The organism is Sphingomonas sp. NPDC092440 (assembly GCF_044754985.1).
Taxonomy (GTDB): domain Bacteria; phylum Pseudomonadota; class Alphaproteobacteria; order Sphingomonadales; family Sphingomonadaceae; genus Sphingomonas.
Map to the genome: position 1 here is coordinate 125,257 of NZ_JBIVQA010000008.1, position 17,929 is coordinate 143,185.

General features: G+C 68.4%; 19 protein-coding genes and 1 tRNA gene. 12 read left to right on the forward strand and 8 right to left on the reverse strand.

Features of this window, described 5'->3' with window-relative positions; translation table 11 throughout:
• Positions 1-98: 98 nt before the first annotated feature.
• The 8 genes from ACIQCS_RS15215 (at position 99) to ACIQCS_RS15250 (ending at position 5,604) form a co-directional block, all read left to right on the forward strand.
• Complete coding sequence (locus tag ACIQCS_RS15215) at positions 99-239, forward strand: aa3-type cytochrome c oxidase subunit IV (RefSeq protein WP_280280780.1); 141 nt, start codon at positions 99-101, stop codon at positions 237-239.
• Positions 236-1,357, forward strand: coding sequence for an NAD(P) transhydrogenase subunit alpha (locus ACIQCS_RS15220; protein ID WP_345849195.1), 1,122 nt, complete (start codon positions 236-238; stop codon positions 1,355-1,357). Before ACIQCS_RS15215 ends, ACIQCS_RS15220 begins: the two co-directional genes overlap by 4 nt.
• Positions 1,354-1,728: a hypothetical protein gene (locus ACIQCS_RS15225; RefSeq protein WP_345849194.1), complete on the forward strand. Its 375-nt coding sequence runs from the start codon at positions 1,354-1,356 to the stop codon at positions 1,726-1,728. Before ACIQCS_RS15220 ends, ACIQCS_RS15225 begins: the two co-directional genes overlap by 4 nt.
• Positions 1,729-2,007: an NAD(P) transhydrogenase subunit alpha gene (locus ACIQCS_RS15230; RefSeq protein WP_086127554.1), complete on the forward strand. Its 279-nt coding sequence runs from the start codon at positions 1,729-1,731 to the stop codon at positions 2,005-2,007.
• Between the two features lie 4 nt (positions 2,008-2,011).
• Positions 2,012-3,424, forward strand: coding sequence for an NAD(P)(+) transhydrogenase (Re/Si-specific) subunit beta (locus ACIQCS_RS15235; RefSeq protein WP_345849193.1), 1,413 nt, complete (start codon positions 2,012-2,014; stop codon positions 3,422-3,424).
• A gap of 23 nt (positions 3,425-3,447) precedes the next feature.
• Positions 3,448-4,380, forward strand: a complete 933-nt coding sequence (locus ACIQCS_RS15240; protein WP_345849192.1) for a hypothetical protein — start codon at positions 3,448-3,450, stop codon at positions 4,378-4,380.
• Positions 4,381-4,507: 127 nt separating this feature from the next.
• Entirely contained in the window at positions 4,508-5,473 is a 966-nt protein-coding gene (locus ACIQCS_RS15245) for a hypothetical protein (protein ID WP_345849191.1), read from the forward strand.
• A gap of 55 nt (positions 5,474-5,528) precedes the next feature.
• A tRNA-Val gene (locus ACIQCS_RS15250) sits at positions 5,529-5,604 on the forward strand.
• Positions 5,605-5,652: 48 nt separating this feature from the next.
• Here the strand turns inward: ACIQCS_RS15250 and ACIQCS_RS15255 are convergent.
• The 5 genes from ACIQCS_RS15255 to ACIQCS_RS15275 form a co-directional block, all read right to left on the reverse strand.
• Positions 5,653-5,961 carry a hypothetical protein gene (locus tag ACIQCS_RS15255; RefSeq protein WP_345849189.1) on the reverse strand — a complete coding sequence of 103 codons (309 nt, stop codon included), beginning with the start codon at positions 5,959-5,961 and terminating at the stop codon, positions 5,653-5,655.
• Between the two features lie 204 nt (positions 5,962-6,165).
• Positions 6,166-6,378, reverse strand: coding sequence for an MbcA/ParS/Xre antitoxin family protein (locus ACIQCS_RS15260; RefSeq protein WP_345849188.1), 213 nt, complete (start codon positions 6,376-6,378; stop codon positions 6,166-6,168).
• Between the two features lie 68 nt (positions 6,379-6,446).
• A complete protein-coding gene (locus ACIQCS_RS15265) occupies positions 6,447-8,870 on the reverse strand; it encodes an MHYT domain-containing protein (protein ID WP_345849187.1) in 2,424 nt (807 codons plus the stop codon).
• Between the two features lie 347 nt (positions 8,871-9,217).
• Positions 9,218-9,586: a hypothetical protein gene (locus tag ACIQCS_RS15270; RefSeq protein ID WP_345849185.1), complete on the reverse strand. Its 369-nt coding sequence runs from the start codon at positions 9,584-9,586 to the stop codon at positions 9,218-9,220.
• A 60-nt stretch (positions 9,587-9,646) separates the two neighbouring features.
• On the reverse strand, positions 9,647-10,210 hold the full coding sequence (locus ACIQCS_RS15275) for a helix-turn-helix transcriptional regulator (RefSeq protein ID WP_345849184.1): 564 nt from the start codon (positions 10,208-10,210) through the stop codon (positions 9,647-9,649).
• Positions 10,211-10,301: 91 nt separating this feature from the next.
• Here ACIQCS_RS15275 and ACIQCS_RS15280 point away from each other — a divergent pair, with 91 nt between their 5' ends.
• A complete protein-coding gene (locus ACIQCS_RS15280; protein WP_345849183.1) occupies positions 10,302-10,754 on the forward strand; it encodes a DUF6456 domain-containing protein in 453 nt (150 codons plus the stop codon).
• Here ACIQCS_RS15280 and ACIQCS_RS15285 read toward each other — a convergent pair.
• The gene (locus tag ACIQCS_RS15285; protein ID WP_345849182.1) at positions 10,747-13,227 is read right to left on the reverse strand and encodes a DUF2339 domain-containing protein; all 2,481 of its coding nucleotides are present in this window, start codon (positions 13,225-13,227) and stop codon (positions 10,747-10,749) included. The two genes, ACIQCS_RS15280 and ACIQCS_RS15285, sit on opposite strands and share 8 nt — an antisense overlap.
• 101 nt (positions 13,228-13,328) lie before the next feature.
• Here ACIQCS_RS15285 and ACIQCS_RS15290 point away from each other — a divergent pair, with 101 nt between their 5' ends.
• Positions 13,329-14,003 carry a glutathione S-transferase family protein gene (locus tag ACIQCS_RS15290; RefSeq protein ID WP_280281606.1) on the forward strand — a complete coding sequence of 225 codons (675 nt, stop codon included), beginning with the start codon at positions 13,329-13,331 and terminating at the stop codon, positions 14,001-14,003.
• A gap of 32 nt (positions 14,004-14,035) precedes the next feature.
• The gene (gene dapF / locus ACIQCS_RS15295; RefSeq protein ID WP_345849179.1) at positions 14,036-14,983 is read left to right on the forward strand and encodes a diaminopimelate epimerase; all 948 of its coding nucleotides are present in this window, start codon (positions 14,036-14,038) and stop codon (positions 14,981-14,983) included.
• Here the strand turns inward: dapF and ACIQCS_RS15300 are convergent.
• Positions 14,980-15,453, reverse strand: coding sequence for an SRPBCC family protein (locus tag ACIQCS_RS15300; RefSeq protein ID WP_345849177.1), 474 nt, complete (start codon positions 15,451-15,453; stop codon positions 14,980-14,982). The two genes, dapF and ACIQCS_RS15300, sit on opposite strands and share 4 nt — an antisense overlap.
• Positions 15,450-16,772, reverse strand: a complete 1,323-nt coding sequence (locus ACIQCS_RS15305) for a dihydroorotase (protein ID WP_345849176.1) — start codon at positions 16,770-16,772, stop codon at positions 15,450-15,452. Before ACIQCS_RS15305 ends, ACIQCS_RS15300 begins: the two co-directional genes overlap by 4 nt.
• A gap of 46 nt (positions 16,773-16,818) precedes the next feature.
• Between ACIQCS_RS15305 and ACIQCS_RS15310 the strand changes: the two genes are divergently transcribed.
• Complete coding sequence (locus ACIQCS_RS15310) at positions 16,819-17,571, forward strand: folate-binding protein (RefSeq protein WP_345849174.1); 753 nt, start codon at positions 16,819-16,821, stop codon at positions 17,569-17,571.
• Positions 17,572-17,929: the final 358 nt, after the last annotated feature.

Consider the following 17,929-nt stretch of genomic DNA (forward strand, 5'->3'; position numbering starts at 1 on the left):
TAAAGGCGGGCTTAAGCCTGACGTAGCGGCACGAGGGTTGAGCGGGTGGAGGGCCGGGGCTAAGGTCAGGCCAATTCGCGTTTCAAGGGGAGAGACGAATGGTCGATACGGTCGACAGCGCCGAACAGCTCAAGGCGCACGAGCAGACCTGGAATGGTTTCAAGGCGATGATGTTCTGGGGCACGATCGGCGTGGCCCTGATCGCTGCCTTTGTCGTCTTCCTGATCTCCGCAAAGTGAAGATCGCGGTCCTGAAGGAGGCCGCCGCCGGCGAGCGGCGCGTCTCCGCGACTCCGGAAACGGTGAAGAAGTTCGTCGCTCTCGGCGCGCAGGTGGCGGTGGAGCAGGGCGCCGGCGACACGGCCTCGATCGCCGACCAGGCTTATGCCGATATGGGCGCCGCCATCGGCGACCGTGCGGCGACGCTGAAGGACGCCGACATCGTGCTCGGCGTGCAGGGCCCCGACCCGGCGGGCCTGACGGGCGCGAAGCCGGGCGCGTGGATCGTCGCCGGCCTCAATCCCTTTGGCGAGCGCGCGCGGGTCGATGCCTATGCCAGCGGCGGCTTCGAGGCGCTGGCGATGGAGCTGATGCCGCGCATCACCCGGGCGCAGTCGATGGACATCCTGTCGTCGCAGTCGAACCTGTCGGGCTACAAGGCGGTGCTCGACGCGGCGGCCGAATATGGCCGCGCCTTCCCGATGATGATGACCGCGGCGGGCACCGTCTCGGCCGCCAAGGTCTTCGTGATGGGCGTGGGCGTGGCGGGGCTGCAGGCGATCGCGACCGCGCGGCGCCTCGGCGCCCAGGTCTCGGCGACCGACGTGCGGGCGGCGACCAGGGAGCAGATCCTGTCGCTCGGCGCCAAGCCGATCTTCGTGGAGGCGGTGCAGGGCATCGAGGGCGAAGGCACCGGCGGCTACGCCACCGAGATGAGTGACGAATACAAGGCCGCCCAGGCCGAGCTGGTCTCGTCGCACATCGCCAAGCAGGACATCGTGATCACCACCGCGCTGATCCCGGGACGCCCCGCGCCGCGCCTGATCAGCGACGCGCAGATCGCGACGATGAAGCCGGGCAGCGTGATCGTCGACCTCGCGGTCGAGGCGGGCGGCAATGTCGAGGGCGCGGTCGCCGGCGAGATCGTCGAGCGGCACGGCGTGAAGATCGTCGGGCATCGGAACGTGCCCTCGCGCCTCGCCGCCGATGCCTCGGCGCTGTTCGCGCGCAACCTGTTCAACTTCCTCTCCGCCTTCTGGGACAAGGAGCAGGGCAAGCCGATCCTCGACGAGGAGATCGGCAACGCCATCCGCCTGACCCAGGGGGGCAAGGTGGTGCACGAGAGGCTGCTCGGGTGATCGCGGCGGCGCTTCTGCTGCCGCTGCTCGGCATATCATCGTCGTCCGACATTCACACGCGCGCCGATGCGGGGCCGTTGCTGGCACGCTCGGCGCTTATGCGGGGGCTGAAGGCGCGAAACGGCGCCGCGCCGCGCACTTGCGGACTGATCAATCGCGTGCGGGAGATCGAGCTGCTCGACCAGGAATATGCGCGGCTTCATCAATTGGTCGCGCCGCCCGCCCGCGGCACCGTCATCTATGGCGACGTGCCGATCCGCAACACAGGCTATGCGGGCGCCTGCGTGCGTTCGGCTGGCTATCACGCCCATGCGAACGCCTATCGCGAGGCATTGACCGTCGCGCGCGAAGCGCTGGGACTGGGGGAATAAATGGACTTCATCTCGATCCTGTCGATCTTCGTGCTGGCGTGCTTCGTCGGCTATTACGTGGTCTGGTCGGTCACGCCGGCGCTGCACACGCCGCTGATGGCGGTGACCAATGCCATCTCGTCGGTGATCATCGTCGGCGCGCTGATCGCCTCGGCGGCGTCGGGGGCGGAGATCGCCAAATGGCTCGGCCTCGTCGCCGTGGCGCTGGCATCCGTGAACATCTTCGGCGGCTTCGCCGTCACCGAGCGCATGCTCGCCATGTACAAGAAGAAGGGCTGAGCCGATGCACGAGGGGGCAGCAATCAATCCCTGGGTCGCCTTCGCCTATCTGGTGGCGGGCGTCTGCTTCATCCTGGCGCTGCGCGGGCTGTCCAGCCCGGCGAGCAGCCGGCGGGGCAACCGGCTGGGCATGCTCGGCATGGCCATCGCCGTCGTCACCACGCTCATCACCCATGAGATCGCCAGCCCGATCGAGCTGGGCGCGGCGATCGCGATCGGCGGCGTGATCGGCTTCGTCACGGCGCGGCGGATCGCGATGACCGCGATGCCGCAGCTCGTCGCCGCCTTCCACTCGCTGGTCGGCATGGCGGCGGTGCTGGTTGCCGCCGCCGCGTTCCTCAATCCCGGCGCCTTCGGGATCCTGGGCGCGGACGGCGAGATCCTGAGCGTCAGCCGGATCGAGATGGGCCTGGGCGTGGCGATCGGCGCGATCACCTTCTCGGGCTCGGTGATCGCCTTCCTCAAGCTCAACGGCAACATGTCGGGCAGGCCGATCCTGTTGCCCGGGCGGCACGTCATCAATCTGGGCGTGCTTGCCGGCATCCTCGGCCTGATCGCCTATTTCGTGACCGACCAGAGCCCCTGGGTGTTCTGGACCGTGACCGCGCTCAGCTTCGTCATCGGCTTCCTGCTGATCGTGCCGATCGGCGGCGCGGACATGCCGGTGGTCGTCTCGATGCTCAACAGCTATTCGGGCTGGGCGGCGGCGGCGATGGGCTTCACGCTGCACAACAGCGCGATGATCATCACCGGCGCGCTGGTCGGCAGTTCGGGCGCGATCCTCAGCTACATCATGTGCCGCGCGATGAACCGCAGCTTCATCAGCGTGATCGCGGGCGGCTTCGGTGCCGCCGATGGCGGCGGCGCGGGCGCGGCGGCGATCGACCGGCCGTGGAAGCGCGGCTCGGCCGAGGACGCCGCCTTCCTGATGAGCCAGGCCGAGCAGGTGATCATCGTGCCGGGCTATGGCATGGCGGTCGCCCAGGCACAGCACGCGCTGCGCGAGATGGCCGACAAGCTGAAGGAGCATGGCGTCCGGGTGAAGTACGCGATCCATCCGGTCGCGGGGCGCATGCCGGGCCATATGAACGTGCTGCTGGCCGAGGCGAACGTGCCCTATGACGAAGTGTTCGAGCTGGAGGATATCAACAGCGAGTTCTCGCAGACCGACGTCGCCTTCGTCATCGGCGCCAACGACGTGACCAACCCGGCGGCGAAGACCGACAAGTCCTCGCCGATCTACGGCATGCCGGTGCTCGACGTCGAAAAGGCCAAGACGGTGCTGTTCATCAAGCGCTCGATGGGCGGCGTGGGCTATGCGGGCGTGGACAACGAGCTGTTCTACCGCGACAACACGATGATGCTGCTGGCCGACGCGAAGAAGATGGTCGAGGAGATCGTGAAGAGCCTCGACTGACGCCGGCGAACCGGGAGATTGTGATGGCGAGCGTTGGTTCGATTCTGGGCGGTGCGTTCGGGCTGTTGCGCGAGCGGCCGGGTGCGGTGGCGATCTGGGCGGTCACCTATTGTGCCGGCTCGCTCGTCATTTCGCTGGTCATGGGGCTGTTGATGTTCGGCACGATGATGCCGGCCAGCGCTGATGCCGGGGCCGCGCTTTCGGTCTGGGTCGGCCCGATGTTCAGCCTGATGCTGTTCCTCTATCTCTGCCTGCTGCTGCTCGTCGTGGTGCTGATGAACGCGGTGTTCCGCGCGATGCTGCGGCCGGAGGAGGGCGGCTTCGCCTTCATGCGGCTCGGCATGGACGAGTTCCGGATGCTCGGGCTGGTGATCCTGGTGTGCATCGGCGTCTTCGCCGCGGTGCTGATCGGCGAACTGCTGTTGCTGCTGCTGATCACGATCGTCGGTTTCACGCTGGGCGACGGGATGGCCGCCGGCGCGATCTCGGCCCTGCTCTTCCTCGCCTTTTTCTGCGCGGTGGTCTGGGTGGAGGTCCGCATCTCGCTGATCTTCCCGCTGAGCTTCCATCGCCGCCGGATGAGCATCGATGCGGCCTGGGAGCTGACGCGCGGCCGTTTCTGGCTGCTCTTCGCCTGCTATTTCCTGATCGGGCTGATCTTCGCCGTCGCCACCGGCATCGTGATGTGGGCGGCGATGGGCGATTATTTCGCCGCGCTGATCCAGGCCAATGGCGACCGGGAGCAGGTGCGCGCGGCGGCGGCGGCGTTCGCTGCCAGGCAGTTCGCCATGCCGCTCGCCGCCAAGATCCTGTTCGGCGTGGTGGGGGCGGTGTTCTTCGCGGTGGGGCTGGCGCTGGGGCCGGGCCTGCTCGCCAGCGCCACGCGCGAGCTGCTCGGCGACGAGAGTGAAGCCGCAGTATTTGCAGCCGAATCCGACGGATCAGTCATGGACTGATTTGGAACGGACAGGCAATGAATCCTGCGCCCGTCCGCGCCCTGCCACCAGCTCCGGAATGGAGCGGACCGAGCATCCGTTTCGGAGGTTGGGCCTCTCCGGGGCATGGAGCGACTCCGAGAAGGCAATGGCGAACCTTTCCGCGGCCCCCGAACTCACCGGCGCCCCCTATGACCTGGCGGTCAACGCATTGCTGATCGCGGAGGCGGCGAACAAGGACGTGGTGGAAGCGTTCGCCGCGATCGGGGTCCGGCGGCGCGACCAGGCCGGTTTCGCGGCGGCCTTGCCGTTGCTCGATACGGCGCGGCTCGACCTGATCCTGCTCGACGCCCGTGCCGGCGGCGAGGCCGTGCCGGCGCCGTTGCTCGATCGCCTGGCGATGCGGAACGCGGCGGAGGGGCCGGCGCTGGTCGCCATCTTCCCGGCAGACCAGATCGACCTTGCGGCGGGGCTGCTCGGCGCGCCGCGCACCCAGCTGCTCTGCGATCCCGGTGCCGGGGAGCTGCTCGCCGCGCTGGCGCTGGCACGGGCCGAGGGAGAGGCGTCGCCGCGGCTTTCCTGGGCGGACGTCACTCGCGATTCCGAAGTCGTGCGCCTGCGCCGGCTCAACGATGAGGTCGCGCGCATCGCCGATGTCCTCGCGCGCCTGACCCGGGGCGACTTCGCGGAGGAAGACGAGATCGAGCGGCGGACCGGTATCCGGGCGCCCGACATGGAATATCGCGGGCCGGACGAGCCCATGCCGGACATCGCCGCCGCCGAGATCCGCGCGGTCATCCGTGCGCGCCGGTTGCGCGCCCAGTATTTCGCGTCCGATCTGTTCGCCGATCCCGCCTGGGACATGCTGCTGGACCTGTTCGCCGCGGGGATCGAGCGGCGCCGCGTCTCGGTCTCGAGCCTGTGCATCGCGGCCGCCGTTCCGCCCACCACGGCATTGCGCTGGATCGGTACGATGCACGACGCCGGCTTGTTCCGGCGCGAGGCCGACCCCGGCGACCGGCGGCGCGCCTATATCGTGCTGAGCGACAAGGCGCAGCACGGCATGCGCAACTATGTGAGCGCCGTGCGCCGCGCGGGACTGAGCCTCGTTTGAGGGCTTGCTCCGGCGCTCCGGCTTTGGCATCGCACCCGGACCGGCATCACGCCCGGGGCGCTTAGCTCAGTTGGTAGAGCATCTCGTTTACACCGAGAGGGTCGGCGGTTCGAGCCCGTCAGCGCCCACCATTCCCTGCGACGTTGTCCACGCCCAAGTGAATGGAGCAATACGCGACATTAGTCGGAAGCGCGACCGGGTGGGTTGGTGCCGGACACTTTGGCAGGCCGAGTCAAAAAATAGGTGATCGGCGCACCCAGCACGAGCATTGTGAGGATCAACGCCCCAACACCAAGCGAGCCTCCCATATGTGGTCGAAGCTGCCAGAAGATCAGCAGCATCGACACGCCCATGAGCCACGCGCGGAGTTGTGAGACCTCGAGCATCTCCTTGCAACGCTTGCACGCAAAGGCTGATCCAACTTGCCATTGCGCTCGCCAGAACGGAATGAGCTTGCCGCAGGCTGGGCAGGCGGGACCATAGGCCATGGAACGAACTTCTCCGGGTCACGGGGTGGGGATGAATGACGCTCGCGCGCGAGGCGTGCCCATAGAATTCCTATTGGTCATTTGAGAGAAACCGGCGCGTTCAGCTTTGCTGCTCGAGTTGCGTGATTGGCCGTCGTGAAACCTGTGACGCCAGCTCGAACCCTTATGGCGACGACCGCGATGCTGCCGAAAACACACGCACGCTCAAACCGCCACGCCTGAGGCCGCTCGACCGGGCAGGCTGGTGACGCGCTCGAAGCCGTCCTTTGTCTTCGCGACTTCGATCGGCGCTGCGAGATCCAGCATCATATGCGGTTGCGTGAGCCAATGCTGCGCCCTCGTAGGATCCTTGAAGTATTCGGAGGCAAGGCGCTCGATCGTGCGCAACCGCGTATCTTCGTCGGGTTCGTTGCGCACAGAAATCCCCCTTCTCCGGACGTGACGGCAATGTTCCCCAATCCGGTGCTTGCAGATTTCCGCGCCTGCTAGCTGCGAAGCGCGTCCTCCAGGGCCCTCAGCAACTCGTCCATATGAAAGGGCTTGCGTAGGATCGCCGGCGATCCCTCGATCGCCTCGATCGCTCCGACATCCGGAAAACCGCTCGCGAATATGATCGGAAGCCCTGGCTTGCGGCGGCGGATCTCGCTGGCGACCTCCACGCCGTTCATTCCGGGCATGGCGAAATCGAGCAGCAGTACGTCCGGCGCCGCCTGATCGAGCAGGGCCAGCGCGGCAGGTCCATCGGCGGCACTGGTCACGACATGCCCCGAGGCCTCCAGCGCGGCGGCGAACACCACCCGCAGCTCCGGGTCGTCGTCCACGAGCAATATCCGGCAGCGCCTGCCCGGAGCGGCCGCGATTTCCGGATTGCCCTGCTCGATCCGCACCGGCGCCTGATCCGTGCGCGGCAGCAGCACGCGGACGATGGTGCCCTGCGCGACCACGCTCTCGAGGTGCACCGCTCCGCCCGCCTGGCGTACGCTGCCATAGATCTGGGCCAGGCCGAGACCGGTACCCTTTCCTATTGGCTTGGTGGTGAAGAAGGGCTCCATCGCGCGGCGCAGCGTGATCTCGTCCATGCCCGTGCCCGTGTCCGCGAAAGCGATCTCGACATAGTCCCCATCTTCCATCTCGGGATCGCCGGCGATCGCGCGCACCGCCGTCGAAATGGTCAGCCGTCCCCCGTCCGGCATCGCGTCGCGTGCATTGATCGCCAGGTTGAGGGCCATCATCTCGACCTGAGTCGGATCGGCCATGACCGGCGCCGGCGACGGATCGAAACGCAGCTCGAGAGTGATCATCGGGCCGAGCGTTCGACGCAGCAGATCGGCCAGCGCCCCGATCACGTCGCGCACCAGCATGGGTTGCAGCTGGATGTTCTGGGCGCGGGAGAAGGCAAGCAGCTGCGCGGTCAGTCTCGAGCCCCGCTCGGCGGCCTGCAGCCCGGCTTCGGCAAAATGCCGAACCTTGTCGGGCTCGTGCATGCGACGGCGGATCAGCTCGAACGCCCCCACCACCGCACCCAGCACATTGTTGAAGTCGTGCGAAAGGCCGGCGACCAGCTGGCCGACCGCTTCCATCTTCTGGCTCTGGAGCAAGGCTTCCTGTGCGTGCCGGAGCTCCGCCGAACGGGCCTCGACACGCGCCTCGAGAGTGGCATTGAGCTCGCGCAGCTGATCCTCGACCGCGGCACGCTCGGTCACCAGGCGGGTGCGCTCGCCAATCTCCTCCATGAAGGCGATCTCGTCCGGCCGCCAATGCCGCGGATGGCGATCGTTGAGATAGACGATGGTGCGCAGGCGCCCATCCCGAAGGAACGGCACGACCAGGATCGAGCGGGTGTCGACCTTCTGCGCGGTATCGCGGGTCCGCAGCTCGTCGCTGAGCTCGGCCTCCAGCAGATCCTCGATCACGACCGTCTCGCCCGCGCCGAGCGCCGCCACGATCTTGACTCCGAAGGCAGCGGCCGGAAGCCGGCCGAGGAGCGGCGGCACGGATCCGTCCGTCCAGCAGACATCATAGTCGAACAGGTTCTCGGCCGGATCCAGCCTTCCATAGCCGGTCCGGGTGACGCCGAAATGCTTCCCCATCAGCGCCGCGACCTGGCGCAGCGCCTCCTCCGTATCACGCTCCCGCAGGATGTCCGCTATCTCGAGGCGAAGCGCGCTCCGCACCTCCCGCCTCGAAAAGCCCTGGAAGAGCCGTTCCAGCGTCGCGGCGCCCAGGGCAAGCAGCAGGATCAGCACGGTGATGGCGGCGATGGCCGCGGCGAGATAGGCTTGGCCGACACTCGCCATGCCGTCGCCGATGGCGGTGGGCGTGCCCGCCGTGAACACCGCGGCCTGCATGCCGGCATAATGCATGCCCGCTATGGCAATCCCCATCAGGATCGCGGCCGCGATGCGATGGCTCATCTTGCGGTCGCGGGATGCAAGCCACACCGCGGCGGTGGCAGCCACCAGCGCGATCAGGACCGAGATGCCGAACCAGAGGCGCTCATAGCTGAGCCTTGCGGGCATGCGCATGGCGGCCATGCCGACATAGTGCATCGCGACGACGCCCGAGCCGATCAGCAGGCCGGCCGCGACGATCCTGCCCCGGGAGACCGACTGCCAGTTCAGAATGGCAAAGCCGAGGCCCGTGAACCCAAGCGCGAGCGCGAGGGAAAGCAGGGTGAGCCCGATGTCATAGCTCATCCGCATGCCCGGCATGTGGAAGGCCAGCATGGCGACGAAATGCATCGACCAGATACCGCCGCCCAAGGCTGCCGCCGCTGCCGAGATCCAGACGCGCCGTGTCCAGCCTCTCGATGATCGGATGCGGCCTGCCAGACTGAGCGCGGTGAAGGACGCGAAGATCGCAATCAGAATCGACAGCATCACCAGAAAGGGGTCATGGCTGCCAGTCATGATCATGGGCTTCTAAATTCCACGGCGCATGAATTCTTGCAATCGTCTGGACATTAAAGTCCATATCTAAAGTTTCTGCTTCGGCCGGTCATGCGGGGCCATATCAGGAAAAATACAGATCCGCCGCCGCCGTATCAATAATAGCGGGGTGCCCGGCCGGTTTCCACGAGAACCACGACGCGCCGGCCGGTGGCGCGTCGGACGATGGACCGTTCCCGCTCGCCATCCATGGCGGTCGGCGAGAAGGGCGGGCAAGTGACGGCACCCCGTTGCGCCCGGCACATGCGCGAATGGCGGAAGATCGGCCCAGCGATCCTCCGCCATTCGAAGCCGGCGCAGCTGCGCGGTCAGTTCGCCGTGAAGATCGTCGCGCCCGAGGGGCTGTACTTCACCGTGACATAGGAATTGTCGCACACGTTGATGCCCATCCACACGCCGCTGCTGTTGTCCGAGAAGTTGAGCTTCAGGTCGTACTTGCAGACGGTGCCCTTGTTGAAATGGACGGTCATCCGGGCACCGGACTTCACCGTCGCATCTTCCTTCTTGAAGTCGGGATCGACCTTGTTGGGCTGCCAGGTGGTGGTGCCCGTCGGCGCGATCTCGACCGTCTTGATCGCCTTGCCGCTGTTGTTGATCAGCACGAAATCCCAATCGTCGGCCATCGCGGGCGTCGCGATCGCGATTGCGGCAATTGTCGCCAGACCCAGTTTCAGCATGATATGCCCCTCCTGCTTTTGCAGCAAAATGCGCCTGTCCGCGACGCTCCGCAAGCCGATTCAGAGCGGGCGGACCAGGCGGACCGCTTCGGCGATCCAGGGTGGGTCGGCCACCACCTGCTGGCGGGCCCCGGCGCCCAGCGGAAGGAGGTGGAGCCGGTCGCCCTCGCGCCCGATCAGCCGCCCGAACAGGAAACGCCCGGCGGGGCGCGGCACGAGCACGTCGCGGTTGAGCGCGCCGGCGAAACCCTCCGGCGCCAGCGTCCGGCACCAGATCTCGTCGCCGGTGCGATAGTCGCCGATGCCTGCCGCCACCGCGATCGCCACCATGCCCGGCTCGGCATGCGGAGGCACCACCGCCGCCGGCCGGCGCGGCGCCTGGACGCCGGCATTGTCGAGCGTTGCCGCCACCGGGATCTCCGGCCGTTCGGGCAGCTTGACCAGATCGGCGGCATCCGCCCCGAGCGCCGCGGCGATGCGATTGAGCCATCCGACCGAGACGGTGCGCGTGCCCATTTCCAGCCGGCCGATCGTCTGCGCCGTCGTGGGAGGCTCGCACCGCGCCGCCACTTCCTCCAGCGTGAGCCCCTTGGCGCGGCGCACCTCGCGGATGGCAGTGATCATCAGCGCATCTCCTAACCAAATCGGTTTCCCTCTTTCCTACAATCAAGCCGTCGTGGCAAGGGGGCGGAAATGGAACAAAAGGAGATCATCGATGCGTGAGCTGATCGAGCGGACGATCGAGGATGCCGCCGGGATGCGGCGGCGGGTCACGGTGAACCAGGCCGAATCGCCGCTGGCCTGGCTGGCGGCGCGGGGGCATGTCAGCTTGCGGCAGCTCGAGGCGGGGGAGCGGTTGCGCGCCGATTATGAGACGGCCGCACTGGGGCCGCGCGTCACCATGCGGTGGGACGCCGCGCCGGCGGCGCGGTCGCGTGGCGTGCCGGAGCGGCTCGATCCCACCTTGGCGCAGATCGCCGCGCGGCGTCGCTTCGACGGGGCGGTGGCGGCGGCCGGGGCCGGGCTCGCCGACATATTGTGGCGCGTGGTCTGCGCGGGCGAGGGATTGGGGCCGGCGGAAAAGGCGCTGGGCTGGCCGAGCCGCGCGGGCAAGCTGGTGCTCTGCTTCGCGCTCGATCGCGTTGCCGATTTCTACGGCATCAGCTGAGTGGCTCGGGTGCCGCAGCACCCTGGCCCACGAAACGGCCATAGGCCCAGCCGATCCCGATTAGCGCCAGGCCGAGGCCGAGGAAGGAGAGGATGCGCAGCAGCCCGTCGAGCGCGGCGGCATCGATCAGGAACACCTTGAAGGTGACGCCGGTGAGCAGGGCGAGCCCGAAGACGCGCAGGTCGCGCGCGCCCGTGGCGATGCCGCGCCACAGCCAGAACAGCGCGAGCGCCAGCATCGCCGCGCTGTACCCGCCATTCTCGGTCGTGCCGATCGGGCCGGTGAGGAGGTTGCCATGCGCGGCCTGGCGAACCGCCGCCAATAGGGCGAGAAGGGTGAGCAGCGCGGCGCCCGGCCGCCAGCGCGGCGGCAGCGTCCATAGCCAGAAGCTGGCGAGCCCGAGATGGAGCACGGCGGCGTTGAGGAGCGGCAGCGGGCCGACTGCCTGGGGCTCGACCAGCGGTGTCAGCAACAGCAGGTCGAACCACAGGACCCGGAACAGGCCGAGCGCGAGCAGCACATGGCCGAGTGTGACGGCTCTGGCACGGCGAACCAGCATCCAGCCGGCGGCGAGGCAAGCCTGGGACAGCAGCGCGCGCTCGATGAAGCCGAGCGCCTCGAAGCGGGGCAGCGTGGCGATGGCGAGCGGCTGCTTGGCGAGCGCATAGAGCAGCAGCACGCCGAGCGCGGTGGCGAAGAGCGCCGCGACGCGGCGGACCCTTCCGAATTGCGCGGGATCCAGGAGCAGCGCGGCGCCCAGCGCCACCGGCAGCGCCAGTTCGCGCAGCAGCTCGGGCAGGGCGGGAAGCAGCGTGTAGGTGAGCCGTTCTCCGGAAAGCGAGGCGAGGATCAGTTCGCTCAGCGCGCCAAGCGGCAGCGCGGCGGCGATCAGTGCGGCGGCGAGAGGATAGGCGGGAAGCGCATAGAGCAGCGGCGTGCGAATCCTGCGTGCCCACCAGGCAAGGGCAGCGGCGATGCAGGAAAGGGGAAGTGCGAGCCAGTCGCCCGGCACGAACTGGCCGAGGCCGAGGCCCGCGAGAAAGGCCGCCAGCGCGGTCGCCGGGACGAGCATCGAATGCTCGCTATCGGCCCGGCTCCTCCAGGCGAGCGCGAACACCGCGCCCGCCGCCGCCAGCTCGAGCCAGCCCCATTGCATCGCGGACAACAGGCCCGGCGCGCGCAAATGCGCGATGAGGAGCGGGCCCGCGGTACCGAGCAGGGCGATCCCGGCCCAGAACGGATGGCGGCGCGCGAGCGCATGTCCGGGCATGGCGAACAGCGCGGTGGCCAGGATCGCCGCGACTGGCGTGAACCCGGGCGCGGGCAGGGCGATGGCGAGCATCTCCAGCACGAGCAGCAGGGCGCAGGCGGCGAGCGCGCCCGGAAGATAGGCGCCGTCGCGCCAGGCAAGGAACAGCGCCGCGCCGGCAAGGCTGAGATAGAACCCCCAGGCGAGCCAGCTGAAATCGAGCGCGGGGGCGAGCACGGCGAGCTGCAGGCAGCCCGCCACCAGCGGGGCCAGGCGAAGCCAGCGATTGCCCGTGCCGGCCGCCGGCAGCGCGGCGCTGGCGCCGACCGCGAGGAGCATGGTGAAGGCGCCGACGGCGGAAAGGTCTCCTGCGCGTGCCGCCAGCATCGCGATCAGGAAGTTTATCCAGGCGAAGCCCGCCACGCAGGCGGCCAGCGCCAGCCAAGCCCAGCCGCGATGGATGGCGAGGCCGAACAGGGCGGCGGTGAACAGCGCGAGATAGGCCAGCAGCGCGCCGATCCCCGCCGCGTCGAACCCCGCGACCAGCGGCGCGGCGAATCCGCCGATCAGCGCCATCGCCGCCGTGGGCGGCCCGTGGCGCAGCGCCAGGACGAGCGCGCCGCCGGTAATCAGCAGCACGAGGAGGAAGGCGGGGAGCGGTGCGATCAGATGATAGAGCGCGGCCGCCATGTAGAGCGTGCCATAGAGGCTGGCGATGCCCGCCCCGGCCAGCGCCTGCGCGACCCGCGGGTCATCGGCGGTGGCGGGTAGGCGCCGCGTGATCTCGCTGCCCAGGATCAGCGCTATGCCGAACAGCGCCGCCAGCACGGTGCGCGTCCCGGGGCCCAGCAATCCGCTCTCGATGGAGTAGCGGACGAGGAAGAAGCCGGCGAGCACCAGTGCCGCGCCGCCGATCCAGATCGGCAACCGTCCGCCGATCAGCGCCTCGAAGCTGAACTGGGGCAGGGGCCTCGGCTCGATTTCGATTCGCCCGGGCGCGTGCTCTGCCCGGGCTTCGGCGACCGGGCCCGGCGATTCGGTCGCCTGGATGGGCGGGGCCGGGGATTCGGATGGAGGAGCCGGCGCTTCGCGGATCTCGGGATCGCGCCTGACGATCAGCGATTCGACACGGCGCAGTTCTTCCTCCAGAAAGGCGATGCGCCGCAGCACGATATAAAAGGCCGCAGCCGCGCCCAGCGCGAGGAGGAGGGTAAGTGCAATCACTCGCCCCTTCTTCGCACAGTGGAGCGCACCTGTCGCGCATAAACCAGTTGCAAATGGCAACTTATTAGATAGCCTTATGCCCAAGCCGAGGAGAGGTTGGCATGATCGTGTTTGGTTCGACGCTTTCGCCCTATGTGCGCAAGGTAATGGTGTTCGGTGCGGAGAAGGGGCTGGATCTCGAGCTGCAGGCCGCAGGCATGGGCCGGGGTGGGCCGGAATTCATGGCCGCCAGCCCGTTTGGCAAGATGCCGGGATTCAAGGACGATGACTTCCTGATCTCGGACAGCTCGGCGATCGTCGCCTATCTCGACGCCAAATACCCCGATCCGAGCCTGATCCCGGCCGAGCCGCGCGCCCGTGCGCGGACGATCTGGTTCGACGAGCTTGCCGACACGATCATGATGGCGGCCGGCGGCGCGATCTTCGGCCAGCGCTTCGTGCGTCCGCGCGTGCTCAAGATGGAGTGCGACCATGCCGCGGCGGACGCGGCCGAGCGCGACCTGATGCCGCCGATCCTCGCCTATCTGGAAACCGCGATCCCCGAGAGCGGCTTCCTCGTCGACGACCGGCTGACGCTGGCGGACATCGCGGTGGCGAGTCCGCTCGCGACGCTGGGCTGCATCGGCGTGACCGTGGATGCCGCCGCCTATCCGCGGCTCGCCGATTGGGTCGCCGCGATGCATGCCCGGCCGAGCTTCGCATCGATCATCGCGCGCGATCGTGCGATGATCGATGCGATGGGCGGCCCCGTGCAACGCGAGGTGCTTGCCGGCTAGCCAGCGCGGCCCGGCGTCCCTAGATGAGCGCCATGCGGTTCGCCTTCCTCAAATGCCATGGCTCGGGGAATGATTTTCCCCTGATCGACGCGCGCACGCTCGACCTGCCCGACGCGGATTGGGCGGGCGTGGCGCGCGCGCTCGCCGATCGGGCCGGGCCGGTCGGCGGCGATGGGCTGCTGCTGCTCACCGCGGGCGACGATGCCGGCCATGATTTCGGCATGCGCATGTTCAATTCGGACGGCTCGGAAGCGGAGACCTGCCTCAATGGCCTGCGTTGCGTGGCGCGGCTGGGATTCGAGCTGCTGGGCCTCGATGCGGCGCGGGTGCGGCTGAAGACGAGCAGCGCCGAGGTGGCCCGTGCCGAGCCGCTCGCGCCCGGCGTGGTGACGATCCGCGAGACCGCCGGCCCGGCCGCCACCAGCAGTGGCGCCGTCGGCCTGCGCATCGCGGCGGAGACGGTGATCGACGCGGCTATTCCCGGGCTACCCAGCGCGCGGCTCTTCACGGCGGTCGCGATGCCCAACCCGCACCTTGTCAGCTTTGTCGACGCGGTGGACGAAGCCGAGCTGGTCGCGCTCGGCGATTGGTGCGAGACGGGCCCCGATCTGATCCCGGCGCGCGCCAATGTCTCCTTTGTCGAGCTGCGCGGACAGGACCTGTTCGTGCGCACCTATGAGCGCGGCGTCGGCCTGACGGACAGTTGCGGCAGCGCCATGGCCTCGGCGGTCTATGCCGCCGGCCGCACGGGCCGCGTGCCGTTCGGCACGATGATGAAAGTGTTCAACAAGGGCGGGCTGGTGATGGGATCGGCGGACGCTGCCGGCATGGTCACGATCCTAGGCAACGCGACCTTCCTTTATGATGCGGGCATCGAAGTCGATCCGGCCATGGCTACGGCGGAGACGCCGCTCGTCCATGCCCGGCGCGAGGACGAGGCCGCCGCCTGGGCGGCCGCCATTCCCGCCGACGGACGCTAGCCGCCGACGAACGCCGCGAGGTTGGCGAGCGAGGACTTCAATCCCTGGACATGGTCCTGCTTGCGGATCCCCTGGGGCACGTCCTCGCAGACGATGGCGACTCGGGTGCCGCCTTCCGCCGGCTCGAAGGACCAGGTCATCCGCATCGTGCCGGCAAAGGCCGAGTCGTCCGAATCGAACACCGCCGACTGGACGATGCCTCGCCCCGGGTTGAGCGTGACGAAGCGCGTCTCGACCACGTCGCCATGTTCGGAGGTCTTGCCGGGCGCCGCATGCTCGGCGCTCGCATAATGCAGCGCCATCCGATAGCCGCCGCCCGGCCGCGCGTCGAACGCCAGCATCTCGCCGGTCATCCCCTCCGGGGGCAACCAGCGCACCAGCGCCTCGGGATCGATGAAGGCCCGATAGATCTGGCTCGCCGGTGCCTTGATCAGCCGCGACGCGCGATCGGTGCGGGAGATGGTCCTCACCCGAACTCGACCGCCTCGAAGCGCACCGGCCTGCCCGTGGCCTGGCTGGCCAGCTCGGCTTCCCACATCACGCGGCTGCCGCGCACGATCGTGCCGATCGGCTTGCCGGTCAGCGGCATGCCGGTGAAGGGCGACCAGCCGCACCGCGAGGCGAGCCAGCTCTCTTCCACCGTCCAGCGTGCCTTGAGATCCACCACGGTGAAATCGGCGTCATAGCCCACCGCGATCCGTCCCTTGCCGGCGATGCCGAAGATGCGCTGCGGGCCCGCGCTGGTCAGGTCGATCACGCGCTGGAGCGTCGTCCGCCCCTCGGCGACATGGTTGAGCATCAGCGGCAACAGCGTCTGCACCCCCGGCATGCCGCTGGGGCTGTCGGGATAGGGCCTGGCCTTTTCCTCGCGCGTATGCGGCGCATGGTCCGAGCCGAGCACATCGGGCACGCCCTGGTTGAGCCAGTGCCACAGCCCGGCGCGGTGCGCGGCCGAGCGGATCGGCGGGTTCATCTGCGCGAAGGTGCCGATCCTGGGATAGGCTTCCTCGCCGGCCAGCGTCAGGTGTTGGGGCGTGACCTCGCAGGTGGCGATGTCCTTGTGCTGGCCGAGCAGCTCGAGCTCCGCCGGCGTCGTCACGTGGAGGACATGGATCCGCCGCCGTGCCGCGCGCGCCAGGCCCAGGATGCGGCGCGTCGCCAGCATAGCGCTCTCGTCGTCGCGCCAGACCGGATGGCTGGCGGGATCGCCGGGCACGCGCTCGCCGAGCCGGTCCTGCATGCGGAACTCGTCCTCGGCATGGATCGCGACGCGGCGATGGCCCGAGGCGAGCACGCGCGCCAGATTCGCGTCGTCGGACACGAGCAGGTCGCCGGTCGAAGCGCCCATGAAGATCTTCACGCCCGCCGTGCCCGGCAGCCGCTCCAGCTCGGCAAGATACTGGGCATTGTGATTGGTCGCGCCGACATAGAAGGCGTGGTCGCACCACATGCGATCGCGCGCGCGGGCGAGCTTGTCCTGCACTGCCTCGGCCGAATCGGTGTTGGGCTTGGTGTTCGGCATTTCGAACACCGCGGTCACGCCGCCGAGCACCGCGGCACGGGCGCCGCTCTCCAGATCCTCCTTGGCCTCGAGCCCGGGCTCGCGGAAATGGACCTGGCTGTCGATCACGCCGGGCAGCACGTCCAGTCCGGTGCAGTCGATCGTCTCGCCCGCGTCCAGCGGGCCGCCGATCGCGACGATGCGTCCATTGGAGACGCCGATATCCGTTTCGGCCGGTCCACCGGGCAGATGCACGCGCCCGCCCTTGAGCTTCAGATCGACATTCATATCCGCGCCTCTTCCGTCGCCCCCGGCTACCCCCTACCTGTTCGGCATGACTGATACCAGCATTGGCGATTCCGGCACCTGGCTGACCGATCGCGCCCTGATTCGCGTTTCGGGCGAGGACGTGCGCGGTTTCCTCCAGGGCCTGGTGACACAGGATCTGGCGGCCGTGGTTCCCGATGCGCCGCAATGGGCCGGGCTTCTCACGCCCCAGGGCAAGGCATTGTTCGATTTCATCCTCTGGGCAGAGGGGGAGGCGATCCTGATCGATTGCGAGGCGGCCCAGCGCGAGGCGCTGCTGCGCCGGCTGACTCTATATCGGCTGCGCCGCCCCATCGCGATCGAGCCGGCTGAAGGAGGCGTGCACTGGTCGCCCGTGCCGGGGCGCGGCAGCCTTGATCCTCGGCTGCCGGCGCTGGGCCATCGCTGGCTTGGCGGCGCCGAAGGCGCGGCTGCCACGGGCTGGAAGGCGCATCGTCTGCAGCTGGGCGTGACCGAAGGCGCGGCCGAGCTCGGCCAGGACAAGACACTGTGGCTGGAATGCAACACTGCCGAGCTTAACGGCGTCAGCTTCGCCAAGGGCTGCTATGTCGGCCAGGAGAATACGGCGCGGATGCACTATCGCGCCAAGGTCAACCGCCGGCTGGTCGTCGCGCCCATTGGCGAGGCGGGTGATCGCACCCGGGCGGCCTATCCGGAGCTTGGCCTGATGGTCGAACTGCGCCGCGTGGAGGCGCTGGGCGACGCGCTGGTGCCGGAATGGCTGGCGGAAGCGCTGGCCGAAGTGCCGGCCGAGGGTTGAAGCGCTTCGATTTTGGCGCTTGCCCGCCGGGCCCTCCATCATCCCGCGCGGAAACCCGTCCTGGCCATGGAGGCCGATAGAGCCGAAACGGCGGCGTCGATGGGCGTCGCCCTTGTGGGGATGGCGCCGTCGGGAGCCTTTGGCCCGAGGACGCGTGCCTGCGCGCCACTCGGGAGCCGGCGTGCCATATGGGCCCGCTTGGCGGTGACCTCCCGGTCGCGCGCCGGCAATCGGCCTGATCGGGGCATGCTGCCACATCGAGCAGATCGACGAACCCGGCGGCGGCATCAGGCCGTCCGCGATCGCCGATGCCGTGAGCATGGACGGAACGGGATGTACCCGCGGCCGCAGGGCCCGG